This is a genomic window from Tabrizicola sp., assembly GCF_051645465.1.
Taxonomy (GTDB): domain Bacteria; phylum Pseudomonadota; class Alphaproteobacteria; order Rhodobacterales; family Rhodobacteraceae; genus Tabrizicola.
The window spans coordinates 1-17,059 of the sequence record NZ_JBOFBI010000018.1; the positions used below are offsets into that span (position 1 = coordinate 1).

16 protein-coding genes are annotated in these 17,059 nt (G+C 61.2%); 13 read left to right on the plus strand and 3 right to left on the minus strand.

Translation table 11 applies throughout. The features are described 5' to 3' along the window. Window positions 1-153 precede the first annotated feature (153 nt). Both ACRCSW_RS00985 and ACRCSW_RS00990 read left to right on the plus strand, forming a co-directional pair. Window positions 154-558 (plus strand): single-stranded DNA-binding protein, encoded by a 405-nt coding sequence (locus ACRCSW_RS00985; protein WP_028030787.1) that lies wholly within the window; start codon window positions 154-156, stop codon window positions 556-558. A 202-nt stretch (window positions 559-760) separates the two neighbouring features. Further along, window positions 761-1,627: a MurR/RpiR family transcriptional regulator gene (locus ACRCSW_RS00990; RefSeq protein ID WP_438702145.1), complete on the plus strand. Its 867-nt coding sequence runs from the start codon at window positions 761-763 to the stop codon at window positions 1,625-1,627. 12 nt (window positions 1,628-1,639) lie between these two features. Here the strand turns inward: ACRCSW_RS00990 and ACRCSW_RS00995 are convergent, their stop codons facing one another. The 3 genes from ACRCSW_RS00995 to iolD are packed head-to-tail and all read right to left on the minus strand — an operon-like array spanning window position 1,640 to window position 5,240. Continuing rightward, window positions 1,640-2,470: an SDR family oxidoreductase gene (locus ACRCSW_RS00995; protein WP_438702131.1), complete on the minus strand. Its 831-nt coding sequence runs from the start codon at window positions 2,468-2,470 to the stop codon at window positions 1,640-1,642. Beyond that, window positions 2,467-3,360: a myo-inosose-2 dehydratase gene (gene iolE / locus ACRCSW_RS01000; protein WP_438702132.1), complete on the minus strand. Its 894-nt coding sequence runs from the start codon at window positions 3,358-3,360 to the stop codon at window positions 2,467-2,469. The genes ACRCSW_RS00995 and iolE overlap by 4 nt, the downstream gene beginning before the upstream one ends. A gap of 8 nt (window positions 3,361-3,368) precedes the next feature. Further along, window positions 3,369-5,240: a 3D-(3,5/4)-trihydroxycyclohexane-1,2-dione acylhydrolase (decyclizing) gene (iolD, locus tag ACRCSW_RS01005; protein ID WP_438702133.1), complete on the minus strand. Its 1,872-nt coding sequence runs from the start codon at window positions 5,238-5,240 to the stop codon at window positions 3,369-3,371. Window positions 5,241-5,348: 108 nt separating this feature from the next. Between iolD and iolG the strand changes: the two genes are divergently transcribed. The 11 genes from iolG to ACRCSW_RS01060 all read left to right on the plus strand — a co-directional run bounded on the left by iolG (window position 5,349) and on the right by ACRCSW_RS01060 (window position 16,998). Continuing rightward, window positions 5,349-6,356: an inositol 2-dehydrogenase gene (gene iolG, locus ACRCSW_RS01010; RefSeq protein ID WP_438702134.1), complete on the plus strand. Its 1,008-nt coding sequence runs from the start codon at window positions 5,349-5,351 to the stop codon at window positions 6,354-6,356. After that, the gene (locus ACRCSW_RS01015) at window positions 6,356-7,795 is read left to right on the plus strand and encodes an NAD-dependent succinate-semialdehyde dehydrogenase (protein ID WP_438702135.1); all 1,440 of its coding nucleotides are present in this window, start codon (window positions 6,356-6,358) and stop codon (window positions 7,793-7,795) included. Before iolG ends, ACRCSW_RS01015 begins: the two co-directional genes overlap by 1 nt. Further along, the gene (locus ACRCSW_RS01020) at window positions 7,792-8,601 is read left to right on the plus strand and encodes an HpcH/HpaI aldolase family protein (protein WP_438702136.1); all 810 of its coding nucleotides are present in this window, start codon (window positions 7,792-7,794) and stop codon (window positions 8,599-8,601) included. The genes ACRCSW_RS01015 and ACRCSW_RS01020 overlap by 4 nt, the downstream gene beginning before the upstream one ends. Continuing rightward, window positions 8,601-9,575 (plus strand): hydroxyacid dehydrogenase, encoded by a 975-nt coding sequence (locus ACRCSW_RS01025; protein WP_438702137.1) that lies wholly within the window; start codon window positions 8,601-8,603, stop codon window positions 9,573-9,575. The genes ACRCSW_RS01020 and ACRCSW_RS01025 overlap by 1 nt, the downstream gene beginning before the upstream one ends. Then, window positions 9,572-10,690 carry a Gfo/Idh/MocA family protein gene (locus tag ACRCSW_RS01030; protein WP_438702138.1) on the plus strand — a complete coding sequence of 373 codons (1,119 nt, stop codon included), beginning with the start codon at window positions 9,572-9,574 and terminating at the stop codon, window positions 10,688-10,690. The genes ACRCSW_RS01025 and ACRCSW_RS01030 overlap by 4 nt, the downstream gene beginning before the upstream one ends. Then, on the plus strand, window positions 10,687-11,661 hold the full coding sequence (locus tag ACRCSW_RS01035) for a Gfo/Idh/MocA family oxidoreductase (protein WP_438702139.1): 975 nt from the start codon (window positions 10,687-10,689) through the stop codon (window positions 11,659-11,661). The genes ACRCSW_RS01030 and ACRCSW_RS01035 overlap by 4 nt, the downstream gene beginning before the upstream one ends. A gap of 25 nt (window positions 11,662-11,686) precedes the next feature. Continuing rightward, window positions 11,687-12,511 (plus strand): TIM barrel protein, encoded by an 825-nt coding sequence (locus tag ACRCSW_RS01040; RefSeq protein ID WP_438702140.1) that lies wholly within the window; start codon window positions 11,687-11,689, stop codon window positions 12,509-12,511. Between the two features lie 196 nt (window positions 12,512-12,707). Beyond that, complete coding sequence (gene xylF, locus ACRCSW_RS01045) at window positions 12,708-13,730, plus strand: D-xylose ABC transporter substrate-binding protein (protein WP_438702141.1); 1,023 nt, start codon at window positions 12,708-12,710, stop codon at window positions 13,728-13,730. A gap of 96 nt (window positions 13,731-13,826) precedes the next feature. Then, window positions 13,827-15,128: a sugar ABC transporter permease gene (locus tag ACRCSW_RS01050; RefSeq protein WP_438702142.1), complete on the plus strand. Its 1,302-nt coding sequence runs from the start codon at window positions 13,827-13,829 to the stop codon at window positions 15,126-15,128. Next, window positions 15,125-15,883, plus strand: a complete 759-nt coding sequence (locus ACRCSW_RS01055; RefSeq protein WP_438702143.1) for an ATP-binding cassette domain-containing protein — start codon at window positions 15,125-15,127, stop codon at window positions 15,881-15,883. Before ACRCSW_RS01050 ends, ACRCSW_RS01055 begins: the two co-directional genes overlap by 4 nt. 44 nt (window positions 15,884-15,927) lie before the next feature. Then, entirely contained in the window at window positions 15,928-16,998 is a 1,071-nt protein-coding gene (locus tag ACRCSW_RS01060) for a Gfo/Idh/MocA family protein (RefSeq protein ID WP_438702144.1), read from the plus strand. Window positions 16,999-17,059 lie beyond the last annotated feature (61 nt).

Sequence of the window (17,059 nt, forward strand, 5' to 3'; positions counted from 1 at the left end):
GGCCGTGTTGCCCTTTCAGGGCTGCCCGCTCCACCCCGGCCCTCTGGAGGTTTCCGGTCGACGTTCCGTCTCCCGTGCACGCCTCAGCCGACAGGCTTTTTTCGGGTCTTGTCGAAGGGACGGTCCCAGGGACAGGAAATACAGGAGCTTACCATGCAGAACATCGTCATCCTCGCCGGCAACATCGGTCAGAAGCCCGAAGTGCGCTCGACCCAAAGCGGCACGAAGATCACCAACTTCACCCTGGCCACCTCGCGGCCGCGCCTCTCCGAGGGTCGCGTGATGCGCGACGAGAACGGCTACCGGGTCATGGACACCGAATGGCACCGCATCACCTGCTTCAACGGCCTCGGCAAGACCGTCGCGGAGCACTGCGAAAAGGGAATGAAGGTCCTCGTCCACGGCCGCATCCACTACACCAAATGGACCGACGCAACCGGCACCGACCGCTACGGCTGCGAGATCATCGCCGAGAAGGTCGACTTCCTGAGCCGCCCGAAGTCGGCCGAGAACGAAAACCCCGAGTTGGTCGACCGCGACGACGAAATCCCGTTCTGAACAAAACGGGGTCTCCCCTCGGGCCCGGCGGGGAAACCCGCCGGGTTCGGTCGGTCTCTGCCCATAGCGGACCCTCCCAGAAGCTGGTTAAGTCGGGAACCTCGCTGCATCATTTTGTGCATTGCAAGCTAATTGACAAAGTTCTGTGCAGTATGCTCGATGGTGAGGCAGCGGGTTGAGCCCGTTACCGAGGAAGTCACCGATGTCATATCGTCCCCCCGAATCTTATGAAGAGCTGATCAAGCTGATCCATGATCGGTATGACGACATGTCCAAGTCGTATCAGAAGATTGCACTGTACCTGACGCAGAACCCAAACGATGTGGCGGTTCTCTCGGTCAACGCAATCGGAGCAAAGTGCGGGATCCATGCCTCGAGCTTCGTGCGCTATGCGCAGTCGCTGGGATACAAGGGCTTCAAGGAACTTCAGGTCGTCTTTCAGCGTCGGCTCTCGACTGCTGCCCCGGGGTTCGACGCGCGCGTAAAGGCACTTGAAGCTGAGCTTGGCGGCGCGCGGGAAGGCGACATCGGGCTGTTGCGCGATCTGGTCGCAAGGGACGTCGCCTCTTTGCAGGATTTGCTGGCGAATATCGACCCTGCCGCGATAGCCAGTGCCGCGGACCTCCTTGAGGGGGCGGATACCGTCTATTTGATCGGCCAGCTGCGGTCTGCACCTGTTGTGGACCTGCTTCGGTATGTTCTGACGATGCTTGGCAAACGAACTGTCCTCTTGGATGCGAGCGGGGGTCTCGCGACCCACATGGCCAAAGTGGCGCGGACATCGGACTTGCTGTTCCTTGTGTCGTTCCGATTCTATGCGACCGAAGTCGTGAACGTCGCGGAAGAAACGGCAGCTCGTGGCGTACCCATTATCGCAATCACTGACAGCACCTTGTCGCCGTTTGCAAAGCTCGCCCAGGTGCTTTTCGCGGTGCCTGAGCACGAGTACACATTTTCGCGCAGTCTGGCCGCGCCGATGTGTCTGGCTCAGGCGCTGAGTGTCGCCTTGGCGGCGCGTCTGCAAAAAGATAGCGATACACCGCGGATTCCGGTGGTGACGGGGCCCTAGGGCCCCACGTCGTTATATCACCTGCAAAGGACCCTTTGGAACGGGCATACCTTCCGCAACCGCGCCCCAGACAGATTGGTCAAAGTTGACGATGGCACCGGTCATCAGGCCGGCGTCATCCGAGACCAGAAAGTTCACTGCACGGGCGGCTTCGTTCGGATCAACGAGCCGACCGAACGGCAGGGCAGCTGCCGCTTTGGCTTCCCAATCGGGGTCGCCACCCTCGGCCTGGATTTCCCGCTCATGGTCGCTGGCCATCCAGCCGACATTCAACTGGTTCACCCTGATGCGGTTGGCCATGACCGAAAACGCAGTGTTGGCGGTCAGCGTGGTCAGCGCACCTTTCGAGGCGCAATAGGCGTTGATGAACGGCTGGCCGGAAAGCGCCGAGATCGAGCCGATATTGCAAATCGCGCCTTCGATCCCCTTGGCGATCATAAGCTTGATCGCCTCCTGCATCAGGAAGTAGGGGCCGCGCACGTTGGTGGAAAAGAGAGCGTCGAAGGTCTCAGGCGTGGTGTCCACGATCGTCCCACGGGCAGTCGATGCGCCAGCGTTGACCAGAACGTCGATACGCCCGAAGAGCCGGTCCGTTTCGGCGATGACCATCCGGCAGTCTTCGATTTGGGTGAAGTCCGCCTTGAGAAAATGGGCCCAGATGCCATGGGCCTCGGCGATCTCTCGGGCGACATGCGCCCCGCGTTCCGCGTTTCGGCCCGTGATCACGATGCCCTTGGCTCCCGCAGCGGCAAGCCGTCGAGCGATGGCCGCACCAAGGCCCTGCGTCGCCCCGGTGACAACGCAGACCTTTCCGTCCATGCGGTTCCCGGAAAACTCCGTCATTGCACGACCTCATAGCCCGCCGCCGACATGACACGCATCAGTTCCTTGTGGCCTTTGATCGCCATTTCGAGGGGCGGCGAGACCTTCGGATCCTGCTCCGCCTCGACAACGAACCAGCCTTCATAGCCCTTGGCAGCGAGTGCCTTCACGATCGCTTCGAAATCGAGCGAACCGTCACCCGGAACAGTGAACGCGCCTTTGACGACAGCATCGAGGAAGGACTCCTTCGTGCGGTCAAGGCCGTCGACCACGCTACGCCGGATATCCTTGGTGTGGACATGGGTGATGCGCTTCCAGTGATTTTCGATCACGCGGAGGTTGTCACCGCCAGAAAACGCCATGTGACCCGCATCGAACAAGAGCGGCACCGAGGAGTGCTTCATGAATAGGTCAAGCTCGGCCTCGGTCTCGATCGCGGCCGCCATGTGATGATGGTAGCTGATCGGCATCCCTTGCGCGGCGCACCAGTCGGCAAAGTCGCTGATCTTGCGGCCATAGGCTGCAGTTTCCGTCTCAGTCAGCTTCGGCTTTGTGGCGAGAGGTGCCGACTTGATTCCCTGAACGGAACGGGCGGTTTCGCCATAGACGATGCAGGGGGCTTTCGCGGCCTTGAAGAACGTCATCTGCTGGGCGATGCGGTCCTTTTCCACCTCGATGTCTCCGTCCAGCAGAAGGCCAGAGAACCAGCCGCCACAGACCGAGATGCCGAAGCGTTGCAGGATCGGGCCAAGCTCGGCCATGTCCATCGGAAAACGACGGCCGGTCTCCATGCCTGTGAAGCCGGCGACGGAAGCCTGACGCAGGCATTCTTCAAGGCTCACGTCGTCCGAGAGTTCGGCAAGGTCGTCGTTCCACCATGCAATCGGGGCGATGCCTAGTTTGGCTTTCATAGATCTTCTCACACTCCAACGCGCTGCTTTGCGCGGATTTCGGTCTGGTGGGCGCGGGCTTTGTGAACGCTCTCGCGGTCTGACACTTCTGGGACACCAACATCCCAGTCCGCGTCGCCCGGCACCCAGGAATAGGCGTCCGTGACTATGGAAATGACCGTGGTACGGTCATTGCCCTTGGCCCACTCCAGCGCGGCCTCCAGATCGGCAAGGCTTTCGCATTTGCGAGCCGCCGCACCCATGCTTTCAGCATGCTTGGCGAAGTCTACGTGCAGTGGGTTCGTCTTGTCGGTGATCCGGCAGTCCTTGAGCAGGTTGTTGAATCCTGGCACGCCCTTGAACTGTTGAAGGCGGCTGATGACCGCATAGCCGCCGTTATCGCACACAACTACGATCATCTTGTGGCCTGACAAAACCGTCGAATAGATGTCGGAGTTCATCATCATGTAAGTGCCATCACCCAGCATGACGATGGGCGTACCGCCGACTGCTCCGGGACCAGACTGCGCCATGGCGCAGCCCCAGCCGGCGGCAATCTCGTATCCCATGCAGGAAAAGCCGAACTCGAGGTCGAAGGTGTTTGGGGCCTTGACACGCCAGCCCTTGGCCACCTCACCCGGAATGCCGCCGGCGGCAGCGATCAGGGTGTCCTTGTCACCTGCGGCTTTGTTTACGACGTTGACGACCTGCGCATATGTGGGGACGGGCGCATTGGTTGGTGTCTGGTGTTCATCCAACAGCGCATCCCATTCATTGAACAGCGCCTTGGCGTGGGGAAGATGGCCTTCAGGCGCTTTCCATGCTCCAAGTACAGAGTCGAGTTCGTCGATCGCCTCAAGCGCGTCCCCTACCACGGCCAGGGAGCGATGCTTCAAAGCATCGAAACGAGCCGCATTGATCGAGATGAACCGGGCATCTTGGGCGAACGCCGTCCAGGATCCGGTGGTAAAGTCCTGCAACCGCGTGCCAATCGCCAGAATGACATCTGCTTCGGCGGCAAGCGCGTTGGCGGCGGTAGAGCCAATGATGCCGATGGGACCCGCATGGACCGGGTGGTTGTGAGTCAGTCCGCCCTTCCCTGCGATGGTTTCCACCACCGGGATGCCGCGTTCGGCGGCAAAGCGCGACAAAGCGCCTTCTGCACCGGAATAGCGCACGCCGCCGCCGGCAATTATCAGCGGCTTCTTCGCCGTCTTCAGAAGTGCGGCGGCGCTGGCCACCGCCTTGCGGTCGGGGCGCGGGCGGGGGATGGTCCAGATCCGCTCCTCAAAGAAAGCAACAGGGTAGTCGAAGGCCAGTTCCTGCGTGTCCTGCGGCAATGCGATGAAGGCCGGGCCGCAATCGGCCGGATCAAGCATTGCCCCCACAGCCTGAGGCAAGGACTGGATGATCTGCGCGGGATGGGTCATGCGGTCCCAGTAGCGGGTGACCGCCTTGAATGCGTCATTCACTGTCACGGTAGGATCGTTGAAGTGCTCAACCTGCTGCAACACCGGGTCCGGCAAGCGGCTTGTAAAGGTGTCGCCCGCGATCAACAGCACGGGCAAGCGGTTCGCATGTGCCGTGCCTGCGGCCGTCACCATGTTCAGAGCCCCAGGCCCGATGGAGGAGGTGGCGATCATGATCTGCCGCCGCCGCTTGGCCTTGGCAAAACCGATTGCGGCCAGCGCCATGGACTGTTCGTTCTGACCCCGCCAGGTCGGCAGTTCGTCCTGGACCGCTTCCAAAGCCTCGGACAGGCAAGTCACGTTGCCATGACCAAAGATGCCGAACACGCCTGCGAAGAGCGGGATCTGCTGGCCGTCGATCACGGTTTTCTGCGCGGTCAGCCATTTCACCAGCGCCTGCGCCATTGTCAGACGAATCGTTGAGCGTTCCATCCCTGTTCCTCCTCCTCGAAGCCTGCGTGAACTTAACCTCATGCATTACCAGTTGACAATAGCTGTTCAACGCAATGAATATTGCTCAACTGAATCGGGAGGAAGACTATGATCCGGATCGCTGTGCTCGGATGCGGGCGCATCGGCGTGATGCATGCCGCGAACATCGCCGCTCATCCGCGCGCAACCCTTGCAGGTGTCTACGACATTCATGCCCCTGCCGCCGACGCTGTTGCCCGGAAGACAGGTGCAAAAGTGTTCGCGTCGGTCGAAGCTGTGCTCGCATCGCCAGGGGTGGATGCCGTGCTGATCGCGACGGCGACCGACACGCATGCCGACCTTCTGGAAATGGCTGTTGCCGCTGGCAAGCCGGTTCTGTGTGAAAAGCCCATCGACTTGAGCCTTGAGCGCGTTAACCGCTGCGCGGCAACGATTGCGGACGCGTCGGCTTTGATCCAACTGGGTTTCGTGCGCCGGTTCGATCCCGGCCACGCGGCGGTTCGCAAGGCGATCGTGAACGGCGACATCGGCGACTTGCATCAGGTAGTGATCACCTCGCGCGATCCCGGCCTCGCGCCAGAAGCTTACTTGCGGGTCTCGGGCGGCATTCTGCGTGACATGACGATCCATGACTTGGACATGGCACGCTTCATTCTTGGTGAAGTGGTCACGCAGGTCTTCGCGACGGGATCACGACTGGTCGACCCGGACTTGATGGAAAAGTTGGGCGACCACGACACTGTGACAGTCGTCCTGACGACAGCCAGCGGCAAGCAGGCCATCATCACAAACTCGCGGCGTGCGACCTACGGCTACGACCAGCGTGTTGAAGCGCTTGGCACCAAGGGGATGGCGATTTCCGAAAACCGCCGCCCACATGAAATGACCTTGCACACCGAGACCTTCACCGACAGGGCGGAGCCACTCCTGAACTTTTTCATCGAGCGGTATCGGGAAGCGTTCGATGCCGAGATTTCGGAGTTCGTCGACGCCATGGAATCAGGTCGTCAGCCGTCGGTCGGCTTCGAAGATGGGCGACTGGCGCTCGTCCTGGCTGAAGCGGCCCTGAGATCAATCGCCGAAGCCCGTGTAGTGAACGTGAAGGAGATCGCCTGATGTATGCCCCGTTCGGACTGTTCATTGCGGGCGAATGGCGCGCCAGCAGCGCTGAAAAGACAGCACCCGTCCTCAGCCCTGTCACCGAGCTTTCGCTCGGCGACTGCCCTGTCGCTGCCGAAGCGGATACCGCTGCAGCAATCGCTTCCGCACGAGCAGGACTTGCGGCGTGGTCTGCAACGCCGGCCTTTACGCGCGCCGATAGCCTTCACCGCATTGCCGACGAAATGTTGAAGCGGACAGACGAAGCGGCGCGCATGATCAGCCTTGAGACGGGAAAGCCGATTGCTCAGTCGCAAAGAGAATGGGGTTTGAGCATCGATCAGTTCCGCTGGTACGCCGAGGAAGCGCGCCGGATCTATGGGCGTATCGTCGAATCCCGCGTGCCAGGAGGGCGCTTCGAGATCCACCACGAGCCTGTGGGTATCGTTGCCGCCTTTACAGCATGGAACTTTCCCGCAGCCCTGATTGCACGCAAGGTCGCTCCCGCCCTTGCAGCGGGCTGTTCCATCATCGTCCGCCCGTCGTCGCAGACGCCGGGCGTAGCGATGGTGATGGTTGACTGCTGCCGTGCCGGATCCCTACCGGCCGGCGCAGTCAACCTGGTTATTGGGCCGACGGCGACGACCTATGCGCCGTTGATGGCCGCCAAAGCGGTACGGAAGGTCTCGCTCACCGGGTCCACCCGCGTTGGCCAGCAGATGATCCGCGATGCGGCGGCGACCCTGAAGAAGGTGTCGATGGAACTGGGCGGAAACGCCCCGGTCATCATCTATGAGGATGCCGACCTCGAAGCCACGCTGAACGTGGCGGTACCAACCAAGTTTGCGAATGCTGGGCAAGTTTGCGTGACGGGCGATCGCTTTTATGTCCACGAGCGCCTGCACGATGCTTTCGTCGACGGCTTTGTAAAGCGGGCGAAGGCCATCAAGTTGGGCGATGGGCTTGATCCCTCCGTCGCGATGGGTCCTTTGATCAACGGTGGTCGGCTGGCCGAAATGGAGAAGATTGTCGCGGGAGCTGTCGCTCAAGGAGCCAAAGTAGCGACTGGCGGCGCCAGAGCGGCAGGCTTCAATGCCGGACACTTTTTCGAGCCAACGGTCCTGACCGACTGTACGGATGAGATGGGCGTCATGGCCGATGAAAATTTCGGTCCCATAGCAGCCATCACCCGCTTTTCAACGGAAGAGGAAGCCCTGGCTCGGGCCAACGCCAGCGACATGGGTCTGTCGGCCTACGCCTTTACCACCAACCCGGCCCGGGCCCGCCGCACAGTCCAAGCACTGAAGGCGGGGATGGTCGGCATCAACTCTTTCGCGATGGCGGCGAGTGAGGCTCCGTTCGGTGGCACGAACCACTCCGGTATGGGCCGCGAGGGCGGGATCGAAGGCATCCGCGACTACCTCGATGTAAAATCCAGCCAGATGGTGTGGGCATGATCCCGAACAAGCTGAAGGCCCTCTGGGCCGAGGGAAAATCAACCATCAACGGCTGGTGCAGTATCGGCAATCCCTTCACCGCCGAGATCATGGCGGCGCAGGGCTTCGATTCCATAACCATCGACATGCAGCACGGGGCTCTCGACTACTCGTCGATCCTGCCGATGTTCCAGGCGATGCGCGCAAGCGGGGCTACGCTGATGGCGCGCGTGCCGTGGTTGGAGCCCGGCATCATCATGAAGGCGCTGGACGCCGGCGCTTATGGGATCATCTGCCCGATGGTGAACAGCGCCGAGGATGCAGCGCGATTTGTCAGCTACATGCGCTATCCGCCCCATGGTCAGCGCAGCTTCGGTCCGACGCGCGTTTCGTTCGCGGCAGGCGCGAATTATGCCGCTGAGGCCAACGACAACATGCTCGCCTTTGCAATGATCGAAACGGCGGAAGGCATGGCGAACCTTGACGCCATCGCAGCGACACCGGGCCTCGATGGCATTTATGTTGGGCCTGCGGACCTGACGCTGTCCTTGACGCAAGGACGCCTTGCCCCCGGTTTCGACCGCGAAGAACCTGAGATGATCGCCGCGCTGCAAAGCATCGTTGCCGCCTGCAAGAAGAACGGCATCCGGGCAGCCCTGCATTGCGGAACTCCCGACTATGCGGCGCGAGCAATCGGCTGGGGCTTCGATATGACGACCGTCGGCGGCGATTCGCGCTTCCTTGCTGCCGCAGCAGGGGCGGCCGTGGCTGGGTTCCGCAAACTGACCGAAGCCGCAGCGACCCGATCCGAGAAGGGGGCCTACTGATGCCGCACCTCCTGATCGCAGGAAAGCTTCATCCCTCTGGGCTTGAACTGTTGCGCGCCGCTCCAGTGACCTTCGACTATGTCGAGGAGATTTCCGAACCGTCATATCAGGCGCATCTTGCAAAGGCCGAGGGGTTGGTGATCCGCACACAGCCGCTCTCGGCGGCGTCGATTGCCAAAGCGCCAAACCTCAGGATCGTGTCCCGCCATGGGGTCGGGTATGACGCCGTCGACATGAAAGCCCTGAACACCCGTGGTGTTCCTCTTTGCATTGTCGGCGATGTGAATTCTTCCGGCGTGGCGGAACATGCCATGATGCTGATACTTGCGGCCACCCACCGCCTAGTTGCCGCGGACCGTGAAACCAGAGCGGGCAACTGGGGATGGCGGAACGGGCTGCAGACGCATGAAGTTGCAGGAAAGCGGCTTCTGATCGTGGGCTTTGGCCGGATCGGGCAGAAGCTTGCGGGAATGGCCCGGGCGTTCGGAATGCAGGTTGAGGCCTATGACCCTTACATCTCCGTTGAGCACTGGCCTGACGGCGCTGCCCGGGTCAGCGATCTGGCCAGGGCGCTGACGGAAGCAGATGCGGTCTCTCTTCACTTGCCGCGCGCGGATCGGCACGTCCTTGGTGCTTCCGAGCTTGCGTCGATGAAGCCGACGGCCGTGGTAGTGAACACTGCCCGCGGCGGACTTCTTGATGAGGTCGCCCTTGCTGATGCGCTGCGGGCCGGCCGACTGGGCGGGGCAGGGATCGAGGTATTCGAGGCCGAACCGCCCGCCCCCGATCATCCCCTTTTCGGAATCGAACGCGCCATCGTCACCCCGCACAACGCCGCTCTGACGGTGGAGTGCGCCGAGCGGATGGCCATCGCATCGGTCCAGAACGTCCTCGACTTCTTTGCCGGTAAGCTGGACCCGAACCTTGTTGTCAATTTGGCCGCTGTGGACGGCCTGAAGGAACTTGCGAAATGACCAAACCGAAACTCCGCATCGGCCTGATTGGCACCGGCTTCATGGGCAAGGCTCATGTCTTCGGATTTGCGTCCGCGCCGCGCGTCTTTGATCTGCCCTTCGATCTGGAACTGCACACGGTTGCCGACATCACCGTGGACGCAGCCAATCGCGCGGCCGCCGCATTTGGTTTCGCGCATGCGACGGCCGACTGGCGTCGGATCATCGACAACCCGGACATCGATCTGGTGGACATCACCGCTCCGAACGCACTGCACAAGGAAATGGCGCTGGCTGCCATCCGCGCGGGCAAGCATGTCTACTGTGAGAAGCCTCTGGCTCCGCTGGCGCAGGACGCCTACGAAATGGCACTGGCTGCCGAGGCGGCAGGTGTGAAGACGCAAGTCGGGTTCAACTACCTATGCAACCCGATGCTGACGCTCGCGCGCGAGATGATCCAGGCGGGCGAGCTTGGGGAGATTCGGGGCTACCGCGGCATCCATTGTGAAGATTACATGGCCGATGCAGCTGGTGCCTTCACCTTCCGACACGACCCCGCCGGCGGCGGCGCGCTTGCGGATATCGGCAGCCACGCACTGGCTACGGCGGAGCATCTCTGTGGTCCGATCACCCGTGTTATGGGCGATTGCGTCACGATGATCGCGGAACGTCCCGATGGAAAAGGCGGCAGCCGAAAGGTCGAAGTCGATGACGTGGGCCGCGCCTTCCTGCGGTTCGAGAACGGGGCGACGGGCAGCATCGAGGGCAATTGGATCGCCACGGGTCGCAAGATGCAGCACGATTTCGAAGTTTACGGGACCAGGGGCGCGCTGGCCTTCAGTCAGGAACACTTCAACGTTCTGCATTACTTCTCGACGGCGGATGCAAAGGGGCGCCAGGGGTTCCGCCGGATCGAAGCGTCGCCCGATCACCCGCCTTACGGTCTGTTCTGCGTCGCTCCCGGGCATCAGATCGGTTTCAACGATCTGAAAGCAATCGAAGTGGCAGGCTATGTCAACGCCATCGCCGGGAAGTCGGCTGAGCCGTTCAACTTCCGCAAGGGACTGCGCATTCAGACTCTGGTCGAAACCATTCAGACCTCTGCCCGTGAAGCGCGGTGGATCGACGTGAAATGACACTCTCTGTCGGGGTCATCGGTCTGGGCGTCATGGGCGCTGAACATCTGCGCCTCTTGCGCGAAGAGTCTACAGGTGTGCGGGTAGCAGCGATCTGTGACGCCGATACCGAGAGAGCGCGACTGTTGGCGCAGGACTCAGTGGTCCTGGACGATCCGATGGCGCTGATTTCTTCGGACAATGTCGATGCCATCGTTATCGCGTCACCCGACGCGACACATGCCGACCTTGCTCTTGCCTGTGTGTCAGCAGGCAAGCCAGCGCTCTGCGAGAAGCCGCTGGCAACCAGCGCGGCTGAGGCGTTGCGAGTCGTAGATGCAGAGGTCGCCATCGGCCGAAGGCTTCTTCAGGGGGGCTACATGCGGCGCTTCGATCCCGCCTATGTTGAGATGAAGCAGGTGGCAGACAGTGGGCGTATCGGTGCAACTGTCATCCTGCACAACGTTCACCGCAATGCTGCTGCGCCCGAGTGGTTCACAGGCCCGATGTCCGTGACGAATTCGTTCGTGCATGAGATCGACATCAGCCGGTGGTTACTCGGCTCTGAACTTGTGTCGGCCATCGTGCATGCTGCGCCGGGGGGTGATCCTCTTCTCATCACGATGGAGACGGACCGGGGTGAAATCGTCTCCACCGAGGTCTTCATGAACGCTCACTACGGATATCACGTCCATGCCCAGCTGGTCGGGCGGGCAGGGACGGTTCAGATGGCGCAGCCGTCCCTGACCCTGACGAACGGCAACCGTCACCACGGTCATGGCTACCCCGAAAACTGGGTGCCGCGCTTCCGCGATGCCTATCGTTTGCAGATGAACGACTGGGTGCGGTCGGTGGTATCCGGGCAGCCTGTCGGCGCATCGGCCTGGGATGGCTATGTTGCCACCGCCGTTGCCGAACAGGTCGTCACGGCATTGCAGACGGCGACAAAGACCAAGCTCTTCCTCGGCGCCCGGCCCGAACTCTATGCCTGATACAGGCAAACTCAAGGACACAGAAATGCCCATCCGTTTCGCCCTGAACCGAACCTGCGCCCCACAACTGTCGTTGTCCGATTTCATTTCGCTTGCGTCGGCCTCGGGAGTGGACGCTGTAGAGATCCGCAACGACATCGAAGGGCGCGAGTTCGCTGACGGGACCCCCGCTAGCGAGGTCAAGGCCCAGCTCGATGCAGCAGGGCTGGCCGTCGCCTCGGTCAATGCCCTTCAGCGTTTCAATGAATGGACCCAGGAACGCGCTAGGGAAGCAGAAGCCATCATTTCCTATGCGGCGAAACTGGGGGCACCTGGCCTCGTTCTATGCCCCGTTCACAACGAGGACCATGGATGGACGACCGCAGAGGCAGAGCAGAATCTCCGGCATGGGCTGAAGCATCTGCGGCCGATCCTCAAGGATCATGGCGTGACCGGATATGTCGAACCCCTTGGAATGAAGGGCTCGACAATGAAGCGGCAGGATATGGCAGTGGCCGCCGTGACCGACATTGACGGATGGGATGCATACGAACTCTGCTACGACACGTTCCAGTTCTTCCGATGCGGCGACACCGCGCTTATCCCCGAGCGGATCGGCCTTGCACACATGTCGGGTATATCCCGGCAGGACCTTGGCCCGGCCGACCTTACGGAGCCCGACCGAGGTCTGATCTTTGTCGATGACCGCGTTGGCAATATTGGCCAGCTGCGCAGGCTGATTGGTGCCGGCTACACAGGCTTCGTCTCAATGGAACCGTTCAGCCCCGCCGTCCAGGAAGATCCTGAGTTGCTCGCGCATCTGCGGGCAAGCCTTGAGTATGTTGCGACACTCCTGAAATCGCCTGCCTGAAGGCGGCGTCGGACGACTGGTCATGATGCCTTGCTCGCTGCCGTGAGCAAGGTTCAGGAGACAACACAGATTGCACCGCAAGATTCATTGCCAAAAACATAAATTGACAACTGTGGTGCAAATGCGTCAGATCACTGCAGGCGATGGTCGCCAGACCGGCATCTAGAGGGCCGGTGATTCCATGGGAGGAACAGGAATGAAGAAGACTCTTCTGCTCGCGTCAGTCGCGGTCGCGAGCCTGACCTCGGCCGCCTCGGCAGCCGATCTGAAAGTCTGCGTGAGCTGGTCGAACTTCCGCGAAGAGCGTTGGAAGACCGACGAAGCTGCAATCAAGGGTGCGCTGGAGGCAGCGGGTGCCGAATACATCTCTGCTGACGCGCAGACCTCTGCGACCAAGCAGCTTGCCGACATTGAAGGCATGATCACGCAGGGCTGCTCGGCGCTGATCATCCTGGCACAGGACTCGGCTTCGATCGGGCCGGCGCTGGATGCCGCTGCTGATGCGGGCATTCCCGTTGTGGGCTACGACCGCATGATCGACGACCCGCGCGCCTTCTACCTGACCTTCGACAACGTCGAGGTTGGCCGGATGCAGGCCCGCGCCGTTCTGGAAGCCATGCCGAAGGGCCGTTACGTCATGATCAAGGGCTCGCCCGTTGACCCGAACGCAGATTTCCTGCGCGGCGGCCAGCAGGAAGTCCTGCAGGCGGCGATCGACGCTGGCGACATCACCATCGTCGGCGAAGCCTACACCGACGACTGGCAGCCGGCCAACGCTCAGAAGAACATGGAGCAGATCCTGACCGAAACCGACAACGGCGTTGACGCCGTCGTGGCTTCGAACGACGGCACCGCTGGCGGCGTCGTTGCAGCTTTGACCGCACAGGGCATGGCCGGTATCCCGGTGTCGGGACAGGACGGTGACATGGCCGCGCTGAACCGCGTAGCGCTTGGCACGCAGACCGTTTCGGTCTGGAAGGACAGCCGTGCACTCGGCAAAGCCGCCGGCGAGATCGCAGTTGCGCTGGCCTCGGGCACCGCGATGGACGCGATCGAAGGCTCGGCCATCTTCACCTCGCCCAGCGGCAAGGAGCTGCACTCGGTTCTACTGAAGCCGCAGCCGATCACCAAGGACAACCTGAACCTGGTGCTGGATGCTGGCTGGATCACCAAGGACGTTCTCTGCGCCGGGGTGTCCGGCGTGGCGGTCTGCGAATAATCTAAAGACCATCGGATCGCCCCGGCAGCCTATTGGCCGGGGCGTCTCCAAGAACGGGGGAAAGCGCCGCAAGGTGCTTGAGGGAGGAAAGAGAAGATGTCTGATCAAGGGCTTTCCGCCCAGGGAACGGCACAACGCCGCAGCGTGATCGACACGCTGGAAATTGATGTCCGACTGCTTGGCATGCTGATGGCCTTTGCCGCGGTCGCGATCGTGTTCACCATCTGGACGGGCGGCACGTTTGTTGGCCCGCGCAACGTATTCAACATCGCAGTCCAAACCGTTCCGGTGGCGATCATGGCGTGCGGCATGGTCTTCGTGATCGTTGCACGGCACATCGATCTTTCGGTAGGCTCAATGCTGGCGATGTGCTCCGCTATCATGGCCATGAGCCAGACGTATTGGCTGCCGTCTGTTTTCGGCACCGAATATGGCAACCCGGCTATCCTTGCCACCACCGTGGTTATCGGCCTTACCGCCGGGACGCTGATGGGGGCCATCACCGGTTGGCTGGTCGGCTATCAGCGCATCCCGTCCTTCATCGTCACGCTCGGGGGCCTCTTTGTCTGGCGTAACGTGAACTGGTTCACCACAAACGGCCAGTCGGTTTCGCTGACCGACCCGAACCTGCTGATGTTCGGCGGTACTGAAGGCGTCCTTGGTGCCACAGCGAGCTGGATCCTTGGTCTGATTGCTGCTGCGGTCGCGGTCTGGGCCATCATTGCATCGCGCCGCAACAAGCAAAGCCACGGCTTCATCGTCAAACCGGTCTGGGCCGAGACCGTGATGGCTGGCCTGATCGTCGGCGCCATCCTGTTCTTCGTCGGGTGGCTGTCACGTTACCCTATCCCCGAGGCCAAGCTTAAGCGCCTGTTTGAGGCACGTGGTGAGGTGATGCCTGAGGGCTATACCGCGATGCATGGCCTTCCGATATCTGTTCTGATCCTCATTGCCGTCGGCGTCGCAATGACGATCGTCGCCCGCAAGACGACCTTTGGGCGCTACATCTTCGCCATGGGTGGCAACCCGGACGCTGCCGAACTTTCCGGTATCAATACCCGTGCCCTTACGGTGAAGATCTTTTCCCTGATGGGCTTTCTCTGCGCCCTTGCCGCTCTGATTGCCCAGGCACGCCTGCAGAGCCACGGCAACGACATTGGGATGCTGGAGGAACTGCGCGTGATCGCGGCCGCCGTCATCGGCGGGACAGCCTTGGCCGGCGGGGTCGGCACGATCTACGGCGCGATCCTCGGCGCGCTTATCATGCAGTCCCTTCAATCTGGCATGGCCATGGTCGGCGTCGACACCCCGTTCCAGAACATCGTTGTCGGCCTCGTGCTGATCATCGCTGTCTGGGTCGACATCCTATATCGCAAGCGTCTGGGGCTTTCCAAATGATCGACAGAACCAAACCCCTCGTCGAGATGCGCGACATTTCGATTTCCTTCGGCGGGATCAAGGCCGTGGATCACGTGTCCATCGACCTTTTCCCGGGTGAAGTCGTCGGGCTGCTTGGCCATAACGGCGCTGGCAAATCCACACTGATCAAGTGCCTCTCGGGCGCCTATCAGAAGGACAGCGGCGAGATCCGGATCAATGGTCAACCGGTGGAAATCAACAATCCACGCGACGCCCGCGATCTCAACATAGAGACGATCTACCAGACCCTGGCTCTCGCCGACAATCTGGACGCGGCCTCGAACCTTTTCCTTGGCCGCGAAATCAAACGCGGGGGGCTTGTTGACGACGCCAGGATGGAGGCGGAAACACGCAAGATCATGGGCCGGCTAAACCCGAACTTCCGGAAGTTCAACGTGCCAGTTTCGGCACTGTCTGGCGGTCAGCGTCAGTCAGTCGCCATCGCGCGAGCCGTCTACTTCAACGCACGCATCTTGATCATGGACGAACCGACGGCTGCGCTGGGTCCGCATGAGACCCAGATGGTGGCCGAGCTGATCCAGGAGCTGAAGGCGCAGGGGCTGGGCATCTTCCTGATCGAACACGACATCCACAACGTGATGAAGCTGTGCGATCGGGCAAGCGTGATGAAGAACGGCCAGCTTGTCGGCACGGTGAACGTGAACGAAGTCACCGACGACGACATCCTCGGGATGATCATCCTCGGCAAGAAGCCGGCACATCTGGCTGCCTGACGGATGCGCCTTCAGGCGCATCCCGCAATCTTTAAGTGACCGACATGATACGCTATGCCGTCGTAGGCGCGGGCTGGATTTCGCAAGAAGCCTTCATGCCCGCCGTTGCCCTGACCGGAAACTCCTGCATGCAGGCCATCGTCTCGGGTAGCCCCGACACCGCTCGCAAATTGGCCGAGTTCCACGGCGTGCCGGAGGTCGTGGACTACACGGGCTACGATGCCCTGCTGGCCAGCGACCGCATCGATGCCGTCTACATCGCCCTGCCGAACTCGATGCACGCGGACTACACGATCCGCGCCTTGAAGGCCGGCAAGCATGTGATGGTCGAAAAGCCGCTTGCGACGACGCTTCAGGAAAGCGAGGCGATGATCGCTGCGTCGCGGGAGAGTGGTGCGTTCCTCATGACGGCCTACCGGCTTCACAACGAGCCCGGCACCCATGCCATGATCGAAACCGTCCGTTCGGGACGGATTGGCGATCCAGTCTACTTCGCGTCGACGTTCGGCTTCCAATCTCAGTTGGGAAACCACAGGTTGAAAGCAGGGCATTGGGGCGGCGCCTTGCCTGATGTCGGCGTCTACTGTCTCAATGCCGCTAGGCACGTTTTCGCCGCAGAGCCTATCGCCGTGCAGGCGATGTCGAACCGTCCTGCAAGCGACCCGCGCTTTATGGAGATCGACGCGGGTATGGCTGTGACCTTGAAGTTCCCCGGCGAGCGCCTCGCTCAGTTCTTTTGCTCTTTCGGATCCGGGACTTCGGAATCGATCCGTGTCGTGGGGTCGCTTGGGGAACTGATCCTCGATCCGGCTTTCAAGTTCGACTCGGCGCTCCGCATGACGGTTCGTGTCGGTGGCAGCGAAGGAACGACACAGTTCGACCAGGTGGATCATTTCGCAGGACAAATAGGCTATTTCTCTGACTGCATTGTGAACGGCGTGCCCCCTGAGGCGGACGGTGAAGAGGGTCTTGCCGACATGCGCACGCTTCTGGCCATCGACGAGGCGGCGCGCACAGGAGAGACCGTGCATCTCACGCCGATGCCATTCAGGGCAGGGATTTTTCCGGACATGCTGCGATCGTTTGCGCCGACCAAACTGCGGCTGGTTTTTTGATCGGATAACGCAAGACGGTTCGCCGTGAGGTATCGGGCGTTGAGGGTCTCCTCTCCGCCCT